A 19,854-nucleotide genomic window follows, 5' to 3' on the forward strand; every position below is an offset into this window, starting at 1 on the left:
TACGGCACGCCGTGAATGATCACGTTGGTGACCGTGAACGCGTAGTCCGAATTGAAGGTGATGATGCCGATGTACCAGCACACCGCTGTCGTCAAAACCACAATGTCCTTGCCCGGGTTCCAAGCCCCATCACGGAGGCCTCGGCTCAGGCTGCGAGCGGCGTAGGCCAACATGCTGATCCAGTAGATCGGCATCACGATCGTCGCCGCGATCTCCGGCACCTGAATGAAGTCACCTTCGGCAAACCACCAAAAGTGCCTCGGCAGATGAGCGTGCCAATGGATCAGCGGATACAACGTGGCCAGGTAAATCGCAGAAGCATCGATCCACCAGCCGACTCTTTCGTCGTCGCCCTCTCGTGATCGATAGAGAGCGACCCAGCCGTATTGTTGGCGGATGAAATGGAAGACGGCCAGATACGCTAACACGCTCCAAAACAGCGTCACGCTCTCGCTGTAGATTGCACCGCCGATTGCAAACGCGAGGACCGGGGTCAGCCCGTACAACCAAGGCCGCCGGCGAAGTTCGGTGCCGTCGAAGTAGACACGAAAACCGGTGGCGTAAACGTGAGCGACATCGATCAGCAAGATCGTTGCGACCCAAGTCCAACCGGGTGTTTCGTCGTGAAGGAACCCAAGTGCGGCACCGAGCGGCAACATCGCCAGGGCGACCAACGCGCTGCCGCCGAATGTTGCCAAATCAACCGCGGGTGAGAACAACCACGGCAAATGTGCCAGGCTGTGTCGCGAAGGGGATGCGGAGTCGCAGGTCGTCATTCGCGGTCACAGCGTGGAAAAGTTGATTCTGGATCGAGCCTTGCTCGCACGTTCAGTCGATCGTGCTTCCCCACCAATTCTTGTTGGGTTTCCAGTCGGGTTCCAGCATCGCCGCTTCGCGTTTTTCCAAGCGTTCTTTGTTGGGACCGTGAGTGCGAGCCCAACGTTGCTTGGCCTTTTCAGGATCGAAACGTGGGTCGGGTTCTGGGAATTTCGCGTCGACCGATTTGAGGTACGCCAGCAGTTCTTTTCGCATGGCTGCGACTCGTTCAGGTTGCTCCGACGCAAGGTCATTTTGTTCGCCGATGTCGGTGGGCAAATGGTACAGCTCGTCGTGTGAATCCAGGTGGTAATGGATCAGCTTGTAGTCACCGGTTCGGATCACCGACGATGGTTCCCCACCTTGGTTGCCGTAGTGTGGGTAGTGCCAAATCAGCGAACGTTGCTCCAGCGATTCGTCTTTGCCGCTGGTCAACACGGTTTCCAGTGACCGGCCGTCGACATGTTGCTGCGGACGCAGAGGCAAGTTGCAAATGTCCAGAATCGTGGGGTACAAATCGGAGCCAATCACAGGCACGTCGCTGGTGGAATTCTCAGGGACGATCGCTGGCATCGAAACGTAGTAGGGCTCACGCAGTCCGCCTTCCCATTGTCGACCTTTGCCGCCGCGGTGTGGCAAGTTGCTGGTCGAGTAAGCGTCACCGGAGGAGACACCGCCGTTGTCGCCGGTGAAGATGACCAGGGTGTTGTCGGCTTTGCCGGATGCTTCGATCGCCGCCATCACGTCGCCGACCGCGTTGTCGAGTGTTTCCATCATCCCGGCATACACCGGGTTGTCTTGGATTTGACGAACGGGCAACGTGCGATCGATCTTGAACCGATTGCCATCGGCCGGCGGCGTCGGTGCTGATTCTCGGTACTTCTGCCAGAGTTCTTGCGTGGTTTGGATCGGGCCGTGGACGGCATAGAACGACAGCATCGCGAAGTAAGGCTGGTCGTCTTGTCCTTCGATGAACGAAGCTGTTTCTTTTCCCAACCGGCGCGTCAGCGATTCGCCGTCGGGCCCGTCTTCCATGACCGGGTTTTTGTAAGGCGCGAAGAAGCCACCGGGAGGGCTGCCGCGATGGTGGCCACCGATGTTGATGTCAAAACCGTGATCGGTCGGCATCGAGCCTTCGCCGCCCAAGTGCCACTTGCCGGCAAAGAACGTTTTGTAGCCCGATTCGCGAAGAGCTTCTGGCAGGGTCACGTCTTTCGAGGGCATCTCGTGGACGTACTCGGCCGGTAGCAGTTCGTCGCCACGGTTGAAGTTCATGCCGGTCTTGGCACCGATCCAGTCCGTGATTCCGTGGCGAGCGGTGAACTGACCCAGTTGAATGCTGGCTCGCGAGGGGCTGCAGACGCGGCAGTTGGCATAGCCTGCCGTGAATCGCATGCCTCGTTTAGCGAGTGCGTCGATGTGAGGTGTTTGATGGAACTTGCTGCCTTCGATTCCGATGTCATGCACCCCCAAATCGTCGACCAAAATCAGGACCACGTTGGGGCGAGCGTTTTCGGCTTTGGCCTGTGAGATGGACAAGCAAGCAAATGTGATGATCGCAAACAGCATCCAGAGCAGTGTCGACGAAGGGACGTCGAGCGAGCCAATGGTGATGGCTCTCACACGATTGGAATGCTGAGGATTGGGTTGGGAAGCGAAATTGGCAGGTCGCATGAGGGTAGCTCTCGGAGACGCGGACTCGATGTGGCTAACAATGTAGCTCCACAAATCAATTCCGTGCAAATTACTGAGCAAACAGAGCGGGTGTCGTCAAAAGTGTCTCGCTTCGAGATCTCAGGCTGGTGTCAGTGTAATCATTGTGACGTCTTTCGCGAAGCCGGGTTGGCAGGTCGTGAAGATGGCATTTTGTTTCTAAGTCGTTTGTGGGTCGTGTGTTATGAGGAGAGAGTCCAGTTTGCGTCGCAGTTTGGCATCCTGGTCGCATGAAGGAATGCTGTCTCGATGAGGATGTCGGGGAATGGATCAAGGACGGCTTCTCCCAATGGATCACTAGGACTCAAGCACATGACACGCTCACTTCGGACTTTCGTCACGGGCACTTTCTTCGCCACCATGGTTGCAGCGTTGGCTGAACCGCAAACCGCCCAAGCCGGACACGATTCGCCGCTGTATGTCGCCGCAGATCGCTATCGCGATGCCGTCAGCCACTTTGAAGACGAGGCCCGGCGGGTTCGAAGCCTTGATCGTGGCGTGTTGCGTTTGATCGACGATTTCGAAGACCAAACGAGCGACGTTCGTTCCGCCGCTCGACATCCTGATCGCTCGGATCGATTGGCTCGGGAGTTCAATGACGTCCAGTTCCTGCAGGCACAAACTGAACAAGCCGTCTTCGGCAGCGGATGCCCGATCATCGCCCGAGCGCTCACGCGTTGTTGGAGTGATGTGCTGGGTTCGTTCGCCGCACTTCAGCAGCAAATGGCCTACGTCCAGCCTTACGTTTCGGCTCGTCCAACGGTGACCTGCGACGTTCATCATCGAAGCCGCTATTCGGCACCGACCTACCCGTCGACTCCTCCGGTTGTCTTCCCTGGTCAAACGCCGTTGCCGCTTCCACGGACCGTGCCGCACGTGCAGCGGAAACCCATCAGCTATCCCCACCACAGTTCGCGCGATTTCAACTCGCATGATTTCTACCGAGGTGCTTCGCATCGCGACGCTCCTCGCCCCGGCAACTACCGAGCCTCGATCCCTTCGCGAAAATCGGTGCCCAAGGGAGCTGAAATCGGTTTGGTGTTGTTGAATAGCTTTCTGAATCGGTAGTGAACCGGCCTGTTGATTGACTCGAGTTTGGAACCCGACGCGTGAGTTTTGAAGTTGCGCTTTTCTCAAAACCCGAAGCGTCAGCGAGGGAAAAACGATGTTGACTTCGCCTCGCTAACGCGTCGGGTTATGAAAAACCAATGCCTCACGCAAAAGCGCAACTTCAAAACGCGTGAGCGAGGGATCCACAGGCTCGTTGCAATGGCAGGCGATCCCTCGCTCACGCTTCGGGTTAGGATCAGATCAACAGACCGATACGGCTGGGGGCTTGATGGCCGAACGCGAAGGTCATCACGGATGACCGCCCCAACCGGGGCGAATGGGGATGGATGGCTCCAGAGGAGCCCGCGTACATAGCTCGGGGCGGAAGCCCCGAGACCACCATCCCAAAGAAAACCAGGCCGCCCCGGCAGGGGCCGTCGTCGATGATGCGCCACAAATTGGCCCCACGGCAAATCGACAAATCGTGATGGAGATGAAGTATGGTAGGCGTCCCCACGCCCACCCCTCCCCACGAAGGATTCTCGCGATGCGAGCCTTGCTCCAACTGCCGTTTTCGTCTCACCAAGTTGACTCCCCGTTGGTCTGGATCTTGCGAAGCGTGATCGTGACCCTCGTCGCGTTGGCTTCCACGATCAACGTTTTCGCGGAGAAGCCCAAGAACGTGTTGCTGATTTGCGTCGATGACTTGCGACCTGAGTTGGGCTGCTATGGAGCGGACTACATCTCGTCGCCCAACATTGATTCACTCGCCGCCAAAGGCATTCAGTTCAATCGGCATTTCGTTCAGGCCCCGACCTGTGGTGCCTCTCGATTTGCGATGCTGACGGGTTGCTATGGCCCTTCGGGAAACCACGCTTTGTTTTCGCGAGCCAAACAGATCGCGAAGGACCCGAGTTCCGTCACCCCGTCGATGCCGCGTTGGTTCCGCGATCACGGGTACACCAGCGTTTCCGTCGGCAAGGTCTCGCATCATCCCGGCGGTCGTGGCGGAGCGGACTGGAACGAAGAAGCTGAGATTGAAATGCCAGGTGCTTGGGACCGGCATTTGATGCCGACCGGGCCCTGGCAGCATCCTCGTGGATCCATGCACGGATTGGCCGACGGTGAGATCCGCAAAGACGCCAGCCAAATGGATGTGTTCCAATCCGCAGGCGGTGAGGCGAAGTACCCCGACGATTTGATTCTGGAAACGTCGCTGGATGAGCTTGCCACGCTGGCCAAGGACGCCGCCGACAAGCCGTTCTTTTTGGCGGTCGGGTTCATTCGTCCGCACCTCCCCTTTGGGGCTCCCGCCGAGCACATGGAACCTTATCAGCAAACCGTGTTGCCGGTGGTCGGCCATCCCAGCAAGCCATCGGGCCAGACGACTTGGCATCGATCTGGCGAGTTCATGCGTTACAACCGCTGGGGCAAGGATCCGAACCAAGACACCGAATTCGCAGAGGCGGTCCGGCGGCACTACGCCGCTTGCGTTTCTTACGCGGATGCAAACGTGGGCGAGGTGTTGAAGCAACTCGATGAGCTCGGGCTGCGAGAGTCCACCGTCGTGGTCGTTTGGGGAGACCACGGTTGGCACTTGGGCGAACATGCGATTTGGGGCAAGCACGCTTTGTTCGAGGAATCGTTGCACTCGCCGCTGATCATTCATGATCCCTCGATGAAAAGCGCCAACCAAACGGACGCGATTGTGGAAACGATCGATGTGTTTCCAACGTTGTGTGAGCTGACAAATCTTCCGTCGCCGCCAAAGGTCGATGGCGAGTCGTTGGTGCCTGTGTTGAAAGCCCCAGCATCATCGGAAGGCGAAGCGGTTTCGTATGCGAAGGCCACGACGATTCGCACATCCACGCATCGTTTGATCTCGCATCCAAAGGGTTTTCATGAGCTGTACAACCACGAAACGGACCCTGGCGAAACCAAGAACATCGCCGAGGAAAACCCTGAGCTGGTTCACCAGTTGCAGCAACGTTTGAAAGAACGCTTGGCCAACCGTCAATCGTTCTGAGCACACAAAGTGGCATAGAATTCCAGCCTTTTTAAACCCCACATCTCGAAACACCAAAGATTAGTGTCCGATCAGAGTGGATTAGTGTTCTGCCAGAGCGGACAAGGGAACACTAATCTCAGCTGATCGAACACTAATGGTTCTTGGACAAGAGATGTTGGGCTTCAAAACGCCTGTGTTTCCAACGCGAGTGGCTCCCAAAAGATGTGGGGTACAAAAAGGCTTCCAGCCTGTGGTTCTCACTCCACTGGCTAAAAGCCTATGCCACTATTTTGGCGTAGAGTTCGCGGTAGGCGTCGACCATTGCGTCGATGGTGAATTGGGAACGGACGCGAGACTGGTTGGCTTGTCCGGTTTGCGTTGCCAGATCTTCGTCGGCCAAGAATCGTTCCAGCGAATGGACGAGCGCCGTGTCATCGTTCAGCTCGAAACCTTGGTTGGGATCGTGACCGATCAATTCTTGGCTGCCTTCGACGCGGCTGCTGACGACGGGTTTGCCTGCTGCCATGGCTTCCAAAATCACGTTGGGCATGCCTTCGTAACGGCTCGGCAAAACCACCACGCGGCTGGCAGCGATCCAGTTGGCGATGTTGCTCTGCCATGTCAGCACGCGAACGCGGTCACCGGAGACTTGCTTCGCCCAGTTGGACAGTTCGTTTTGTAGTGGGCCGTTGCCGATCAGCACCAACTTGCGATGGCTGTTTTCGGGAGCGAACCGCTCAACGGTGCGCTGCAGATGCTCCAAGCCCTTTTGCGTGTGCAATCGGCCGACGAACAGAACCACGGGGCTGTCGACGGGCCAACCCAGTTCGGTCCAGTCGATTGGATCGGCGGATGCAAACGCATCGACGTCGACCGCGTTGGGAATCACCGACGTGCGATCTGGTGAGAGGTTCAGTTGTTGCTGGGCGAAGGTCTCGACCGCTCGGCTGACGCAGACCACGTGGTCCACGTTACGAAGTGTTCGCCGTTCCACCGCCAGTCGCAATGAATTGGGTTCGGCGACACGGATGCCGGCGACTCGTGGTTGTCGAGACGAGACGTTGAGCATGCCGAGCACGTTGGCGTGCCAGAGAAACGTTTGCACCAATGAACCCGGTCGGCGTGCCAGCCAACGTCGCAACTGAATCGTTGCGGGCAGAAAACCGCGAGACGTTTGGACTCCGCCGCTGGTGACCTCGATGCCTTCGTCATGCAACTGTTGGACGAGTCGGTCGTTACCTTTGGGCAGAGAGTCCGCGGTGGGGAGTTTGCCGAAGCTGAACAGCCGCACGTCATCGCCTCGATCGCGAAGGCCGATGGCGAGCTGCGTGAGCGCTCGTTCGGCCCCGCCAAAGTTAATCTCGGTGATGATCAGGTCAATGTTCATGGTGCCAATCGCAAATCAGAGCCACTCACAATTCACAGCACCGGCCCGACCGTCCACGGTACAAATTCGTGATCGCCCAACCCGAGGCGTTCGCTGGCCGTTTGTGTTCCGCTGGCGAATCGTAGCAACTCTTCGAACAGTTGATCCGCGAGTTCGTCCATCGCGACGCCCTCGAGCAACTGGCCTGCGTTCCAGTCCATGTCGTCTCGCATGGCGTGGAACAAAGTGGAATGGCTGGCGATCTTGATCACGGGAACCGGTTTGCCGCCGAAGCAGCTTCCGCGGCCGGTGGTGAACAGAACCAAGTTGCAACCGCCAGCGACCTTGCCTGTGACGCTGGACGGATCAAAGCCCGGCGAGTCCATCACGTACAAACCTTGCTTGGGCACCGTGTCCGCGTAGTCCAGGACACCGTCGAGGATCCCAGTGCCGGACTTGCTGACTGCACCGAGTGATTTTTCGGTGATCGTGGTCAGCCCACCGGCTTTGTTGCCGATCGATGGGTTGTTGTCGATCTCGCCGCCGTACATCGCGACGTGTTGCTTCCACCAATCGACTTTGTCCATCAAACGCTGGGCCACCGATTCGTCACGCGAACGAGCGACGAGCAAGTGTTCGGCACCGATCAGTTCCGTGGTCTCGCTGAGCACGGCCGCGCCCCCGTGAGCGACCATGCGATCCGCGAGTGCACCGACCAACGGATTCGCAGTCCATCCTGAATGGCCATCGCTGCCGCCGCACTCCAGAGCGAGTCGAAGGTGATGAGCCGGGACTGTGGTTCGCGAATTTTGGTTGGCGATCTCGAGCATCGTTTCGAGATGCTTTTCCGCGCGATCGATCGTCGCTCGCGTGCCGCCTTCGGCTTGCATGGTCAGCATCGTCGTCGAGACCGATTCCGATTCGGGCGAGGTGACCGGCAGCGAACGAGGGTCGGAGATCGCGACGAGCTGGTGATGTTCGCTCAGGTACTCGGGCGTCGTTTGTTCGCAACCCAATCCGATCGTCAGGCAGGATCCAACATTCGCGTGACCAGCGTAGCCCTTGAGGACTCGGCCGAGCATTTGTTGTTTTTGGCCGGCGTAGCGAAGCGCGCAGCCGGTTGTATGCGTTCCGATCGCGATTCCATCCACGTTGGGGAATTCCGCCAAGCGTTCAGGAGGAAAACGAGCCGCGACATGGTGGCAAACCGTCGCACTGCAATTCACGCGAGCCAGAATCTGAACGTAGTTTCGCGTGCCGACTTGGCCGTCCGGTCGCACGAACCCCTCAAAGGTTTTCTCGGCTGGAACGGTTGGCTTTTTCGCAGGAGCGGATTTTGAGAAAGCGGTTCCGACCAGCGACCGCCAATCCGAGTCGACTTGATGAGCGTCGACCAAATTGTGCGAGTGCACGTGTTCACCGACGCCGATGTCGCAGGACGCTTTGCCGATCGGTTGGCCAAATTTGATCACCAATTCGCCGGCGGGAATCGCTTGGGCGGCGACTTTGTGTCCGGCGGGAACGGCGGACCCTGCGATGCGGAGGTTGCCGATCGTTTCGCCGGCCACCAAGGCCCGCGCGGCCATCCAAACGTTGTCGCCATCGTGCAGTTGAACGACGCCGTGGTCGGTTCCATTGGGCGCGGCGCCGCCCGGACTCTTTTCGGATGGATCGGCGACCCCGGAACGCTCCCCGTTGGCATTAGGATTCGGTGTCGAGGCGGATGGGTGGTCGGTGCCAGTCATCTATTGAGCGGTGGTGGTTGGAATTTTCCGAGCTGCTACCATTTTCACTTCTGGGCAGTCTGACAGACCCCGGACTCGCTCGCCATCATGGCGAGGAGACGTACCTTCGCATTCCTTTCGCTTGCCAACTGGGCTGAACCCCCGATGAAAATTCACGAGTATCAAGGCAAACAGCTTTTCCGAACCGCCGGCGTGCCGGTTTTGGATGGGCACATGGTGACAACGCCTGACGAAGCGGCTGCCGCATACGACAAACTAGGTGGCAAAATCGCGGTCGTCAAAGCTCAGATTCACGCTGGCGGGCGTGGCAAAGGCAATGTCATCGACAACCCAGACCAAAAGGGCGTCGTCCTGGTCAAATCGGCCGAAGAAGCCAAAGCGGCAGCCGAGGGATTGTTGGGCAAGAAATTGGTCACGATTCAAACCGGGGCCGAAGGGCAAACGGTTTCCAAGGTCTTCGTCGAAGCCGGATGCGACATCGCTCGCGAATTGTACTTGGGGATCGTCGTCGACCGCGGCAGCAGCAAGCCCGTTTTGATGGTCAGCACCGAAGGCGGTGTCGAGATCGAAACCGTCGCGGAAGAAACTCCCGAGTTGATTTTCAAGGAGCACTTTGATCCCGCCGTTGGGCTGGATGGTTACCAGGTCCGCAAGCTTTGCAAGAAGCTCGGCATCGAAGGGGCTGCGGCCAAGAGTGCTTACAAATTCATGACGGCGATGTGCCGATTCTTCGTCGATTTCGATTGCGAAATGGCGGAGATCAACCCGCTCGTGATCACCGGCGACGGTGAAATGGTGGCGTTGGACGCCAAGATCATCTTCGACGAGAACGCGATGTTCCGTCACAAAGACTTGGAAGAGCTTCGTGACCTCAGCGAAGAAGAAGAGTCCGAGTTGCGAGCCAAGAAGGCTGGGCTCAGCTACGTCAAACTCGATGGCAACATCGCGTGCTTGGTCAACGGAGCCGGGCTGGCGATGTCGACGATGGACATCATCAAGTATCACGGTGGCGAACCGGCCAACTTCTTGGACGTCGGTGGGGGAGCCAACGCGGCTCAAGTCACCGAAGCGTTCCGGATCCTGTTGTCGGACCCCAACTGCAAGGGTGTGTTGGTCAATATCTTCGGCGGGATCGCTCGTTGCACAACGATTGCGGACGCCTTGATCACGGCCAGCAAAGAAGTCGGGTTCAACGTGCCTTTGGTGGTGCGATTGGAAGGAACCGAAGTCGAGGAAGGCCGCAAAATGCTGGCCGAAAGCGATGTCGACATCATCAATGCGATGGATTTGACCGACGCGGCGAAGAAGATCGTCGCGGCAACTGCGTAGTGGCGTCGTCGCTGCTGTTGGCTATGAGCTGTCGGCTTCTAGCTTCTTGAATCAACCCTCCAATCACACCTCCTGCTGCTGGCCAATCGCCGGCGGCTAATCGCTAAGAGCAATCTTCCATGAGTATTCTGGTCGACAAAAACACCAAGGTCATCTGCCAGGGGATCACTGGCAACGCCGGAAAATTTCACTCGCTTGGGTGCCGCGATTACGGCACCCAAATGGTCGGCGGTGTCACGCCCGGCAAGGGTGGCCAAGACGTTGAAGGCATTCCTGTTTTTGACACCGTTGAAGAAGCGGTTCAGAAAACCGGTGCCGACGCGACGATGATTTTCGTCCCGCCTCCGTTCACCGCCGACGCCATCTTGGAAGCCGTTGACGCTGGCATCCGCGTCATCGCCGCCATCACCGAAGGCGTGCCTGTCATCGACATGGTGCGAGTTTACGAAAAGGTCAAAGCCAGCGGATCGACGCTGATCGGCCCTAACTGCCCCGGTTTGATCACTCCCGGCGAGTGCAAGATCGGCATCATGCCCGGCTACATCCACAACCCCGGCAAAGTCGGCGTGATGAGCCGCAGCGGAACGCTGACCTACGAAGCGGTTTGGCAAACCAGTTCGCTGAAGCTCGGTCAAAGCACCTGCGTTGGTCTGGGTGGCGACCCGATCGTCGGAACGAACTACATCGATTTGTTCAAGATGTACCAGGAAGACGACCAAACCGAAGCGATTTTGATGATCGGTGAAATCGGTGGCACGGCCGAAGAAGAAGCCGCCGCGTTCGTCAAAGAGCACGTGACCAAACCGGTCGCCGCCTTCATTGCTGGTCGCACGGCACCTCCCGGAAAACGCATGGGCCACGCCGGTGCGATCATCAGTGGCGGCAAAGGCACGGCAGAAGAAAAGGTTGCCGCGTTGGAAGACGCTGGCATCGTGGTCGCTCCTTCGCCAGCCGAAATGGGCGAAGCCGTCGTCAAGGCAATGTCAAAGTAATTTCGGTTGCTGGCAGATTTACTCTGCCGCACAGCAACCTGGGACGCATCAACCTGTAGCACGGCGGTCCCCCGCCGTGAATCTAGGCATGTAGCAATCGCCTCTCTCTTCGCTGAGGTCAGGTGGTTTGTTTGCGGGGTCTGGCAACGCGGGCCTTTCCCGAAACGAAGTTTTGGGGAGGTCAACATGCGGTTCAGTCGTACGCGAGGGTGAGGACCGGTCCTGGGAGGTGGCATGCACTGCTCTTCCCGGAATTCTCGCTGAACGCTCGCATTCCGACCCGTCCCGCTGCGCGGGCGGGGTTCGCAAGCTGTAGGCCAGGTCTCACCTGGCGTTAAGCCGATGCTTGGCAAACAAGCGAGACGTCCAGGCTACCGTTCATGACGAGGGCGGTGTTTCCGGCAAAGAACCAACGCCAGGTGGGACCTGGCCTACAAGCAACAACGCGTCCGTCACAGCCCGCCGCGTTCGCAAGGCCGCCCCGCAGTTCCACATCCGTGGCCATTCCCTCCTCGCGGACGCGTTGGGGAGCGTCCTGCAATTGGCAGTTCCATCGCGTGTGCCACCGTGGCGGGCTGTCACGGAGGAGCTTCTGGGATGAGGACTCGGGCGTTCGTTTTGGCGTAAGTCTCTGTTTTGAAACGTCTTGCGTCGCGTTTTGGAATGTGCGGCACGGCGATTGCTCATTCGGCGGCTTCAACAAGCAAAGCTGCCATTTTGGTTGGCCGTGAAGTCGGGCGTGTTTGAAATCGCACCGATCAGTCAGCCAAAACAGGTTAGCCCCACCACACATTTCCCCCACATCTCGACTCAAGACCACGAAAGGTGTCACGGACATGGCAGCAGCCACCAAGAGTGCAACCAAAATTCGTTTGCAACCCCTCGGCGAACGCATCGTTGTTCAGCGTGAGGAAAGCGAAACCACGACCGCTGGCGGCATCGTGTTGCCCGATTCGGCCAAGGAAAAACCTGCTCGCGGGACCGTTGTGGCCTTGGGCACCGGCAAATTGCTGGACGACGGCAGCCGAGCTGACTTCCAACTGGCCACTGGCGACCGCGTGTTGTTCAGCAGCTACGCCGGCGAGACCGTCGAAGTCGACGACACCGAATACCTGCTCATGCGAGAAGACGACGTCTTGGCCGTGATCGAGTGATTCTCGGCGATGGATTCCATCGCGTCGTTCTGAAACCTATCTCTGCACACCTTTCAATCAAATAGACAACCATGCCAAAAATCATTGCGTTTGACCAAGAAGCACGCGAAGCCATTCGCCGTGGCGTGACCAAACTCGCTCGCACCGTAAAAGTCACCTTGGGCCCCAAAGGTCGCAACGTGATTTTGCAAAAGAGCTTCGGCAGCCCCACCGTGACCAAAGACGGCGTGACCGTTGCCAAGGAAATCGACCTGGAAGACCCCTATGAAAACATGGGTGCGTCGATGGTTCGCGAAGTCGCTAGCAAGACCAGCGACGTTGCCGGTGACGGAACGACCACCGCAACCGTGATGGCCGAAGCGATCTTCAATGAAGGCCTCAAAGCCGTCGTCGCAGGCGTCAACCCAATTCAAATGAAGAGCGGCATCGAAACCGCTGTCTCGGACATCACCGAGCAACTTCACAGCATGGCGGTCAAAGTCAAAGACCAAGAAGCCATGGCCAACGTCGCGACCATCGCCAGCAACAATGACCGTGAAATCGGAACGTTGCTCGCCGACGCGATGAGCAAGGTCGGCAAAGACGGCGTCATCACCGTCGACGAAGGCAAGAGCCTGCAGACCGAACAAGAATGGGTCGAAGGTATGCAGTTCGACCGTGGCTACTTGTCGCCTTACTTCGTGACCGACTCGACCAGCATGGAAGTCGTTCTCGAAGACGCTTATGTCTTGGTCTTCGAAAAGAAGATCAGCAACATCAAAGACATGGTGCCGTTGCTCGAAAAAGTCGTTCAGCAAGGCAAGCCTTTGTTGATCATCGCCGAAGACGTCGATGGTGAAGCACTCGCAACGCTCGTCATCAACCGTTTGCGTGGCACGTTCACCGTGTGTGCTGTGAAGGCACCTGGTTACGGCGATCGTCGCAAAGCCATGATGGAAGACATCGCGATCTTGACCGGTGGTCAAGCGATCTTCGAAGCTCACGGCGTTAAGCTGGAAAGCGTTGACCTGCCACAACTCGGTCGCGCCAAGAAGGTCATCGTCGACAAAGACAACACGACCATCATCGAAGGTGGCGGCAAGAGCACGGACATCAAGGCTCGCATCGACCAAATTCGTCGCGAAATCGAACTCAGCACCAGCGATTACGATCGCGAAAAGCTGGAAGAGCGTTTGGCCAAGTTGGCCGGCGGTGTTGCCAAGGTGAACGTCGGTGCGGCCACCGAAAGCGAAATGAAAGAAAAGAAGGCTCGTGTCGAAGACGCCCTGCACGCAACCCGTGCTGCCGTCGAAGAAGGCATTCTGCCCGGTGGTGGCGTTGCTTTGCTGCGTGCCAGCGGCAAAGTCAAAGCGGCTGACTCGCTCAGCGACGACCAACTGGTCGGTTACAACATCGTTCTGCGTGCTTGCCGTGCTCCGTTGACCATGATCAGCGAAAACGCTGGCCAAGACGGCGGCATCGTCTGCGAAAAAGTTTTGGCGATGAAGGGCAACGAAGGCTACAACGCATTGACCGACGTTTACGAAGACTTGGTCAAGGCCGGTGTCATCGACCCAACCAAGGTGACTCGCACCGCATTGGGCAACGCTGCCAGCGTCGCAACCTTGTTGTTGACCAGCGACGCGTTGGTTGCAGAGAAGCCAGAAAAAGCTGGCAAAGCCGGCCACGGTGGCGACCACGACATGTATTGATCCAGTTGGGCCGAACGTTCGGTTCTGCCCTCTGTGTTCCAAACATCCAACCCTTCGCTGTTCTTCGGCGAAGGGTTTTTTATTGGAACAGCAAGCTGACTTTGTCTGCCGCTGTCTTTGCGTTTTTGAGACGCTCCGCCAGTGAGGTGTCGACTTTCTGATTCATGATTGTTGAGGGGGGTGCCGTTGGCCGAGGCAGCGATTCGCAAGGACAGGTCCGTCTTGCTGACGCATGCGCGACGATGAAGCGTGTGCAATCGCGAGGTGGGCATCCTAGCGGAGGGAAGCGGACGGAGGCATGAACGCTGGATGAAGCTCACAAGAAAGAGTGTTCGGTGGAGGAGTGCGGGGCAGTCGATGTAGGGGTCGTTCGTACGCGTGGCGGCCGATGTCTAGCTTCAGCCAAATTTGTTGATTTCCGAATCGATTTCCAGTCGGTTCGTGCCGATGAGTGGTCAGTTGAGAGCGTTTGGGAATCACCGTTGCTGGTTCGATTTTCCGATCGGCACTCTCCTGAACGAAAAGTTGAATGTGCGGCGAGCGTGGCTCTGGGCCGATTCCGCCCCCTGAAATTCGCGAAGACCCGTGAATTCCTGGGGAAGACACGATCGGAAGAAGTCCGTCGGGGTTGCAAATTTTCGCTCTGAGCCGTACTTTTTGCCTTCCTTTCCCGCCCCGCCTGCGTTTTGGCAGGGCGTATCCTTTACCCAGTTCACTGCATTTTGGGGCGAAGGGCACCGAAATCACGCGTTTTAGCGTCGTTTTCACCGCTCTGGGGCTGCCGTTTTCCTGTTGATGGAAACCCAGTTCTCCGAACCCGCAATGGACCAAATCCCGGAGATGCCGCGAAGATGCGCGGCAAATATTCTGATGGCGAATGAAATTGTCAAAGAGATGATTGAAGCTGGTGTCCACTTTGGTCACCGTACCAGTCTCTGGAATCCGAAGATGGCTCCTTACATCTTCGGTAAGAAAAACCAAATCCACATCCTCGACATTCGCGAAACGCTTCGCGGTTTGCTTCGAGCGAAGAAGTACCTGTCGCAAGTCGCCGCTGGCGGCAGCTTGATCCTGTTCGTCGTTACCAAGCGTCAAGCTGGTGAAGCCGTCGAAGAGCAATCGCTGCGTTGCGGCATGCCTTTCGTCAGCGAGCGTTGGCTCGGTGGCACGCTGACCAACTTCCGCACCATTCGCAGCCGACTGGGCCGTTTGGAAGAGTTGGAAGCCCTGCGTGCTGGCGACGGCATCAACGATTACAGCAAGAAAATGCAATCGTCGTTGAACCGCGAATATCGCAAGATGTATCGCAACCTGAACGGTCTGCGAACGATGAACCGTTTGCCGGAAGTCATGTTCATCGTTGACCCTGGCAAAGAGCGCAACGCAGTTCGCGAAGCCAAACGTTTGGGCATCACCACCGTTGCTCTGATCGATACCGACAGCGACCCAACCCAAATCGATTTGCCGATTCCTGGCAACGACGACGGGATCCGCAGCGTTGAAATGATCATGCGTGAATTGGCGGACGCTGTGATCGCTGGCAAGGGGCAAACCCAAACCGAAGCGGCACCGAACGCACAAGCTGCACCGGAAGCCGCCGCGCCAGCCGAGCAACCTGCTGCAGAAGCTGCTGCCGCTCCCAGCGAAGGCTGATTTCGACCCCCACATTCACTGAATTCAATCAACGATTAGGAAACAGAAACATGACGACGATTTCCGCCAAGGCGGTGAGCGAACTTCGCAAGTCCACCGGCGCCGGGATGATGGATTGCAAGAAGGCATTGGAAGAATCCGGTGGCGACTTGGACGGCGCGATGGATTACCTTCGCAAAAAAGGCCAGAAGGTCGCCGCAAAACGTGCGGACCGCGAAGCATCGGAAGGTGTCGTGGCTTCCGTGATCGAAGGCAATCGAGGCCTGCTGCTTTCGCTCGGTTGTGAAACGGACTTCGTTGCCAAAAACGAAGCCTTCATCGAACTGACGAACACCATCGCCAAGATGGCTTTCGATGCCAACTGCAAGTCCATCGACGACGTCAATGCACTGGAGCTCGACGGAACGACGGTCAAGGAACGCTTGGTCAACGAAACCGGCAAAGTCGGTGAGAAGATCGAAGTCACCCACTTGGAAGTCATCGAAGGTGAAAACCTGGCTTCGTACATTCACGCTGGTGCCAAGATTGGTGTCCTGGTGTCGTACAAAGATGGTGGCAAAGAAGATGCACCGATGTTCTTCCGTGGTGTTTCGATGCACATCGCTGCCATGAAACCTTCGATCCTTCACCCCAGCGAATTCGATGAAGAGTTCGTGACCAAGGAAACCGAAGCACTTCAGGCTCAGATCAAAGCTGAGAATGAATTGAACGAAAAGGAAAACCTCGGCAAGCCGATGAAGAACGTGCCTCAGTACGCGAGCCGTCGCCAACTGACGCCAGAAGTCTTGGCTGCGACCGAAGACGCCATCAAAGAAGAACTGAAGGCCGAAGGCAAACCCGAGAAGATCTGGGACAAGATCGTTCCTGGGAAGCTCGAGCGATTCATCGCTGACAACACTCTGCTCGATCAAGAGCGTTGCTTGTTGAGCCAGTTCTACGCTTTGGATGACACCAAGACCGTGGAAGCCGCGATCAAAGAATTCCACCCCGAAGCGGAAGTGGTCGCCTTCAAACGCGTCGCCGTCAACTGATCCTTTCAGATCAATCAAAACTTCAAAACGCCTTGCTCGTGACACTCACGAGCAATTCGTTTTTTAATTTGTCAACGTGCAGCTCCAGTTCGACGTGATGACCCAAGATTTAGATTCGGCATAGAGCGAATGAAGGTTGGGTCAAATCGCATTCACCGAGTCATCCAATCGCTAGTGAAGAATTGCGTTGATCCGTAATCTTCGGCTGAACCATTTTTCTGTTCCGTTTGGCGGCTTGCAACATGAACCAGTGTCGAATTGCTTGGCAGTTGTTCCTTCTCTTTGTATCCACCCGATGCAACGAAGTGGGATCTTTCGTATTCGATCGAGCGTTGCGAACACGCCCATCGAAGAAGAGATACCAGATGATGAAGAGTCTTCAGGCGGAGCCGGCGAGGACGAACCGACCAAGAAAAGGGGACGGGGGTCAATTAGGGGCGGTTTTTTGATTGGGGCCGTCCTCGTGATCGGAGTGTTGACCACAGGTCGTGTTTGTCAGCGAGTTTTTCGACCCATTCGATGTCGCCGAAGGGGCGGTCTCGCTGGACGCTTGTTCGAATCATCCCGATCTCCTTTTCGCTGAGTGCTTGATTGGCCCGCTTGCTCCAGTTCGCCGTGCGACGGATTGGACAGGTCGACAATAGTTTTGGATCTCGGTTTGTTCCCGAAAAGACCCCCGTCCCCTTTTTTGCTTTCGGCAGCGCGGCAGAACCAGTTCTTGCAGCGTTTCGGTGCGAATGTGGTAGAGATATTTAGGCAAAGACAGCTATGAAACCAGACAGCTTTGATAATATCGCGAAGGAACTTTTTGGACGAGCGTTGGAGCCGTTGGGCTTTTCATGCTCTGGTTCAAAGACATCAGTGTTCCATCGAAAGGTTGACGGAGATATCTATCACTTGGTGATGCCCGATTTGGGGACACGTGGCGCTTGGTATGACGTTAAAGTCTTTCCATTCTGGTCGAGGCTTGACCCGCAGTTCGTCGAAAGGTTCCCTGATTCGCTGGGCGTTCCAACAGACGTGTTCTGCTTTTTATCTGAGCGAGGAATCGGGCCAGATCAGAAGCAATTTAATTGCAAATCCGAGGACAACTTCCGTAGTCGCTTCGAGAAAACTGTTGAGCCGTTACTTGCTTCGGTTGCGGTTCCCTATCTTGATCGGTTTCAGAATGTCCGTGACCTACTGCCAGGGGTCCGCAACCCGCTTCATAAAGCAATTGCACTACACGAAGTCGAGGGAATCGAAGCATCGACTGAGCAACTGAAGCGACAACGTGATCGCTTGTCGGGACTTAATTCTTCAGATAAAAGTGTTGTTTCAACACTTCAGTTATTGGACGAGCTATTGGGTTCTCCGGCGTAAGTGTTCGACTAAACCGGACCAAGAAAAGGGGACGGGGGTCGATTAGGGGCGTTTCTTTGATCGGGGCCTTCCTCGTGATCGGAGTGTTGACCACAGGTCATGTTTGTTAGCAAGTTTTTCGACCCATTCGATGTCGCCGAAGGGGCGACCTCGCTGGACGCTTGTTCGAATCATCCCGATCTCCTTTTCGCTGAGTGCTTGATTGGCCCGCTTGCTCCAGTTCGCCGTGCGACGGATTGGCCAGGTCGACAAGACTTTTGGATTTCGGTCGGTACGTTTGGCCCACCGGTGGAATGAACCGTGTTGCGACAACTCAGCTCGTTGGACCAAGTTTGCTTGCACCGGATTGCGTTCCACATGTCGGCACACTGTCAGGAAGTGCTCGGCATCTTTGATGAAAAAACTCTTGAAACGCGACTGGTACAGATTTCCTTCGCCTGCGGTGCGGTAGTGAGCGTGATAGCGTTGGGTGTGCGTGGCGGTGACCCAACGCAGCATCTTTCCCATTTGCACGTCGCGGTCGGGGCGAAGTACGAGATGCCAGTGGCTTGGCATCAAAACGCAGGAGTAGATTTGCACTTCGTAGCGTTCCAGTCCTTGGCCCAACAAACGCTCGAAGGCCGCGTAGTCTTCGGGCTTGTGGAAAATCTTTTGCTTGGCATTCCCACGATTCAACGCATGGTGGATCCCGTCGACAACCTCCAATTATTTGCCTCGTCAGCAGAATCGGTGGGTTTGATTTGGCTCAGGGAGCTTTCCTAGCTGGTGATACAGGGCGATTTCGATCGTTTTATACGATTTGAAACCGTAGGCCTTTCTCAACGCCAGTTTGGCTTTGGTGTTCTTTGTCATCACCCAGCTATAAGACCGCAATGAGCAGGTATAAGACTCTTCCCCATAAACATCTGGTAGCTGACTCGCGAGAGAACTTGCGTTGAATGGCGGTCAACGCAATTGTTCTGGTCTGCAAATCGCGCGCGACGGATGAAGTCACCGGCGGCCGCATGCCTTCTTTACAAATCCAACGTCTGCAACAAGGACATGGTTGCGATGCCGTAGAACGTGTATTCGACATCAGGGGTTTGGTCCAAGGCAAACCCGACGAAGCCGCCTTCGCGCTGCATTGATTCAGCGTAAGTTTGCAACCGTCCGGCGTTCACTCGCTTTCCCGCGCCAAGATCGACCAGAGTGATCAGACCAGTGCAGGAACTCAGCAAATCGGCGAATGGAATCCGCGTGTTGGCTGCCAAGCCGCCTTCTTCGCCCTGCATCTCGAGCAGGAACTCAATGGTGTCAGCTTCCTTTGCGGGATCCAGTTTTCCCAGTGTTTTCAGCGTTCCAATCGCCGCGGCGGTCGGGTTCACTCCGGCTCGCTTGGCGACGCGAATTTCTCGGTAGCCGCCATCGGGTTGCTGTTGGCTTTGAAGGAATTGCAGCAGGCGATCGACGTTGGGAACGGGGACTTCCATCAACTCATAACACAGCACCGAGAGAAACGATTGATAGGTGCTGCCCGCGCGGCCCTCCGGTGTTTTCGCGAATCCGCCATCGTCGGTGCGAAGGTCAGCGAGCAGTGCCGCGACGTTGTCTCGCCACTGGTGGTCTTCGTCGGAGATCACCACCACCCCTGCGGCCATTTCCAGGATGGCAGCCCCGAAGATCAGCGACATCAGATCGACGATGGAGTCGCGTTGCCTCATTCGCCTTCGCAGGAACACGCCGGCGGCTTCGGCGGTTGCGGCGTCGAGTTCGCCGAGGACCCACAGCGTTCGCAAGGCAAAAGAAGTGTAGTACGGATCACTTTCACCCTCTCGGCCGGCGAAACCACCATCCTCGCGTTGTTGCGATCTCAGCCATTCGGTGTGGCGAGTTTGAAATTCAGGGCTCAAGCGACTTGCACCGACGGACAATCGCAACGTCAGTTCTTGGAGGTAGCCACTCAAA

Annotated in this window: 15 protein-coding genes; 9 read left to right on the forward strand and 6 right to left on the reverse strand. The window is 56.7% G+C overall.

All coding sequences use genetic code 11. The features are described from left to right. On the reverse strand, nucleotides 1-776 hold a 776-nt coding region (locus tag ACF8AM_RS16165; protein WP_392556627.1), incomplete at its 3' end, for a hypothetical protein. A gap of 52 nt (nucleotides 777-828) precedes the next feature. Further along, nucleotides 829-2,490 carry a sulfatase gene (locus tag ACF8AM_RS16170; protein WP_392556628.1) on the reverse strand — a complete coding sequence of 554 codons (1,662 nt, stop codon included), beginning with the start codon at nucleotides 2,488-2,490 and terminating at the stop codon, nucleotides 829-831. A 351-nt stretch (nucleotides 2,491-2,841) separates the two neighbouring features. Here ACF8AM_RS16170 and ACF8AM_RS16175 point away from each other — a divergent pair, with 351 nt between their 5' ends. Then, a complete protein-coding gene (locus ACF8AM_RS16175; protein ID WP_392556629.1) occupies nucleotides 2,842-3,597 on the forward strand; it encodes a hypothetical protein in 756 nt (251 codons plus the stop codon). 529 nt (nucleotides 3,598-4,126) lie between these two features. Next, a complete protein-coding gene (locus ACF8AM_RS16180) occupies nucleotides 4,127-5,605 on the forward strand; it encodes a sulfatase (RefSeq protein ID WP_392556630.1) in 1,479 nt (492 codons plus the stop codon). A gap of 259 nt (nucleotides 5,606-5,864) precedes the next feature. Here ACF8AM_RS16180 and ACF8AM_RS16185 read toward each other — a convergent pair whose 3' ends face one another. Beyond that, nucleotides 5,865-6,974, reverse strand: coding sequence for a glycosyltransferase (locus ACF8AM_RS16185; protein ID WP_392556631.1), 1,110 nt, complete (start codon nucleotides 6,972-6,974; stop codon nucleotides 5,865-5,867). 32 nt (nucleotides 6,975-7,006) lie between these two features. Next, nucleotides 7,007-8,698, reverse strand: a complete 1,692-nt coding sequence (locus ACF8AM_RS16190) for a UxaA family hydrolase (protein WP_392556632.1) — start codon at nucleotides 8,696-8,698, stop codon at nucleotides 7,007-7,009. 144 nt (nucleotides 8,699-8,842) lie between these two features. Between ACF8AM_RS16190 and sucC the strand changes: the two genes are divergently transcribed. From sucC to ACF8AM_RS16225, 7 genes are all read left to right on the forward strand, one after another. Then, nucleotides 8,843-10,027, forward strand: coding sequence for an ADP-forming succinate--CoA ligase subunit beta (gene sucC / locus ACF8AM_RS16195; protein ID WP_392556633.1), 1,185 nt, complete (start codon nucleotides 8,843-8,845; stop codon nucleotides 10,025-10,027). Nucleotides 10,028-10,146: 119 nt separating this feature from the next. After that, a complete protein-coding gene (gene sucD, locus ACF8AM_RS16200; protein ID WP_392556634.1) occupies nucleotides 10,147-11,019 on the forward strand; it encodes a succinate--CoA ligase subunit alpha in 873 nt (290 codons plus the stop codon). Nucleotides 11,020-11,855: 836 nt separating this feature from the next. Further along, complete coding sequence (gene groES / locus ACF8AM_RS16205; RefSeq protein WP_008671259.1) at nucleotides 11,856-12,173, forward strand: co-chaperone GroES; 318 nt, start codon at nucleotides 11,856-11,858, stop codon at nucleotides 12,171-12,173. A gap of 71 nt (nucleotides 12,174-12,244) precedes the next feature. Continuing rightward, a complete protein-coding gene (gene groL / locus ACF8AM_RS16210; protein ID WP_392556635.1) occupies nucleotides 12,245-13,864 on the forward strand; it encodes a chaperonin GroEL in 1,620 nt (539 codons plus the stop codon). A gap of 870 nt (nucleotides 13,865-14,734) precedes the next feature. Then, nucleotides 14,735-15,517: a 30S ribosomal protein S2 gene (gene rpsB / locus ACF8AM_RS16215; RefSeq protein ID WP_392556636.1), complete on the forward strand. Its 783-nt coding sequence runs from the start codon at nucleotides 14,735-14,737 to the stop codon at nucleotides 15,515-15,517. 50 nt (nucleotides 15,518-15,567) lie between these two features. Continuing rightward, entirely contained in the window at nucleotides 15,568-16,548 is a 981-nt protein-coding gene (gene tsf / locus ACF8AM_RS16220; RefSeq protein ID WP_392556637.1) for a translation elongation factor Ts, read from the forward strand. Between the two features lie 768 nt (nucleotides 16,549-17,316). Then, nucleotides 17,317-17,910, forward strand: coding sequence for a hypothetical protein (locus ACF8AM_RS16225; RefSeq protein ID WP_392556638.1), 594 nt, complete (start codon nucleotides 17,317-17,319; stop codon nucleotides 17,908-17,910). A 42-nt stretch (nucleotides 17,911-17,952) separates the two neighbouring features. Here ACF8AM_RS16225 and ACF8AM_RS16230 read toward each other — a convergent pair whose 3' ends face one another. Beyond that, on the reverse strand, nucleotides 17,953-18,585 hold the full coding sequence (locus ACF8AM_RS16230; protein ID WP_392556639.1) for a transposase: 633 nt from the start codon (nucleotides 18,583-18,585) through the stop codon (nucleotides 17,953-17,955). Between the two features lie 338 nt (nucleotides 18,586-18,923). After that, nucleotides 18,924-19,853 carry a prenyltransferase/squalene oxidase repeat-containing protein gene (locus ACF8AM_RS16235; RefSeq protein ID WP_392556640.1) on the reverse strand — a complete coding sequence of 310 codons (930 nt, stop codon included), beginning with the start codon at nucleotides 19,851-19,853 and terminating at the stop codon, nucleotides 18,924-18,926. Nucleotide 19,854: the final 1 nt, after the last annotated feature.

Origin of the sequence: Rhodopirellula sp. JB055, from assembly GCF_043100905.1 — a bacterium.
Classification (GTDB): domain Bacteria; phylum Planctomycetota; class Planctomycetia; order Pirellulales; family Pirellulaceae; genus Rhodopirellula.

Bases quoted from the DNA above. Each gene is read 5' to 3' on its own strand.
- sucC (WP_392556633.1), top strand. From the start codon at position 8,843: ATGAAAATTCACGAGTATCAAGGCAAACAGCTTTTCCGAACCGCCGGC.
- ACF8AM_RS16225 (WP_392556638.1), top strand. From the start codon at position 17,317: ATGAAACCAGACAGCTTTGATAATATCGCGAAGGAACTTTTTGGACGA.
- rpsB (WP_392556636.1), top strand. From the start codon at position 14,735: ATGGCGAATGAAATTGTCAAAGAGATGATTGAAGCTGGTGTCCACTTT.
- groL (WP_392556635.1), top strand. From the start codon at position 12,245: ATGCCAAAAATCATTGCGTTTGACCAAGAAGCACGCGAAGCCATTCGC.
- ACF8AM_RS16170 (WP_392556628.1), bottom strand. From the start codon at position 2,490: ATGCGACCTGCCAATTTCGCTTCCCAACCCAATCCTCAGCATTCCAAT.
- sucD (WP_392556634.1), top strand. From the start codon at position 10,147: ATGAGTATTCTGGTCGACAAAAACACCAAGGTCATCTGCCAGGGGATC.
- tsf (WP_392556637.1), top strand. From the start codon at position 15,568: ATGACGACGATTTCCGCCAAGGCGGTGAGCGAACTTCGCAAGTCCACC.
- ACF8AM_RS16190 (WP_392556632.1), bottom strand. From the start codon at position 8,698: ATGACTGGCACCGACCACCCATCCGCCTCGACACCGAATCCTAATGCC.
- ACF8AM_RS16185 (WP_392556631.1), bottom strand. From the start codon at position 6,974: ATGAACATTGACCTGATCATCACCGAGATTAACTTTGGCGGGGCCGAA.
- ACF8AM_RS16180 (WP_392556630.1), top strand. From the start codon at position 4,127: ATGCGAGCCTTGCTCCAACTGCCGTTTTCGTCTCACCAAGTTGACTCC.
- groES (WP_008671259.1), top strand. From the start codon at position 11,856: ATGGCAGCAGCCACCAAGAGTGCAACCAAAATTCGTTTGCAACCCCTC.
- ACF8AM_RS16175 (WP_392556629.1), top strand. From the start codon at position 2,842: ATGACACGCTCACTTCGGACTTTCGTCACGGGCACTTTCTTCGCCACC.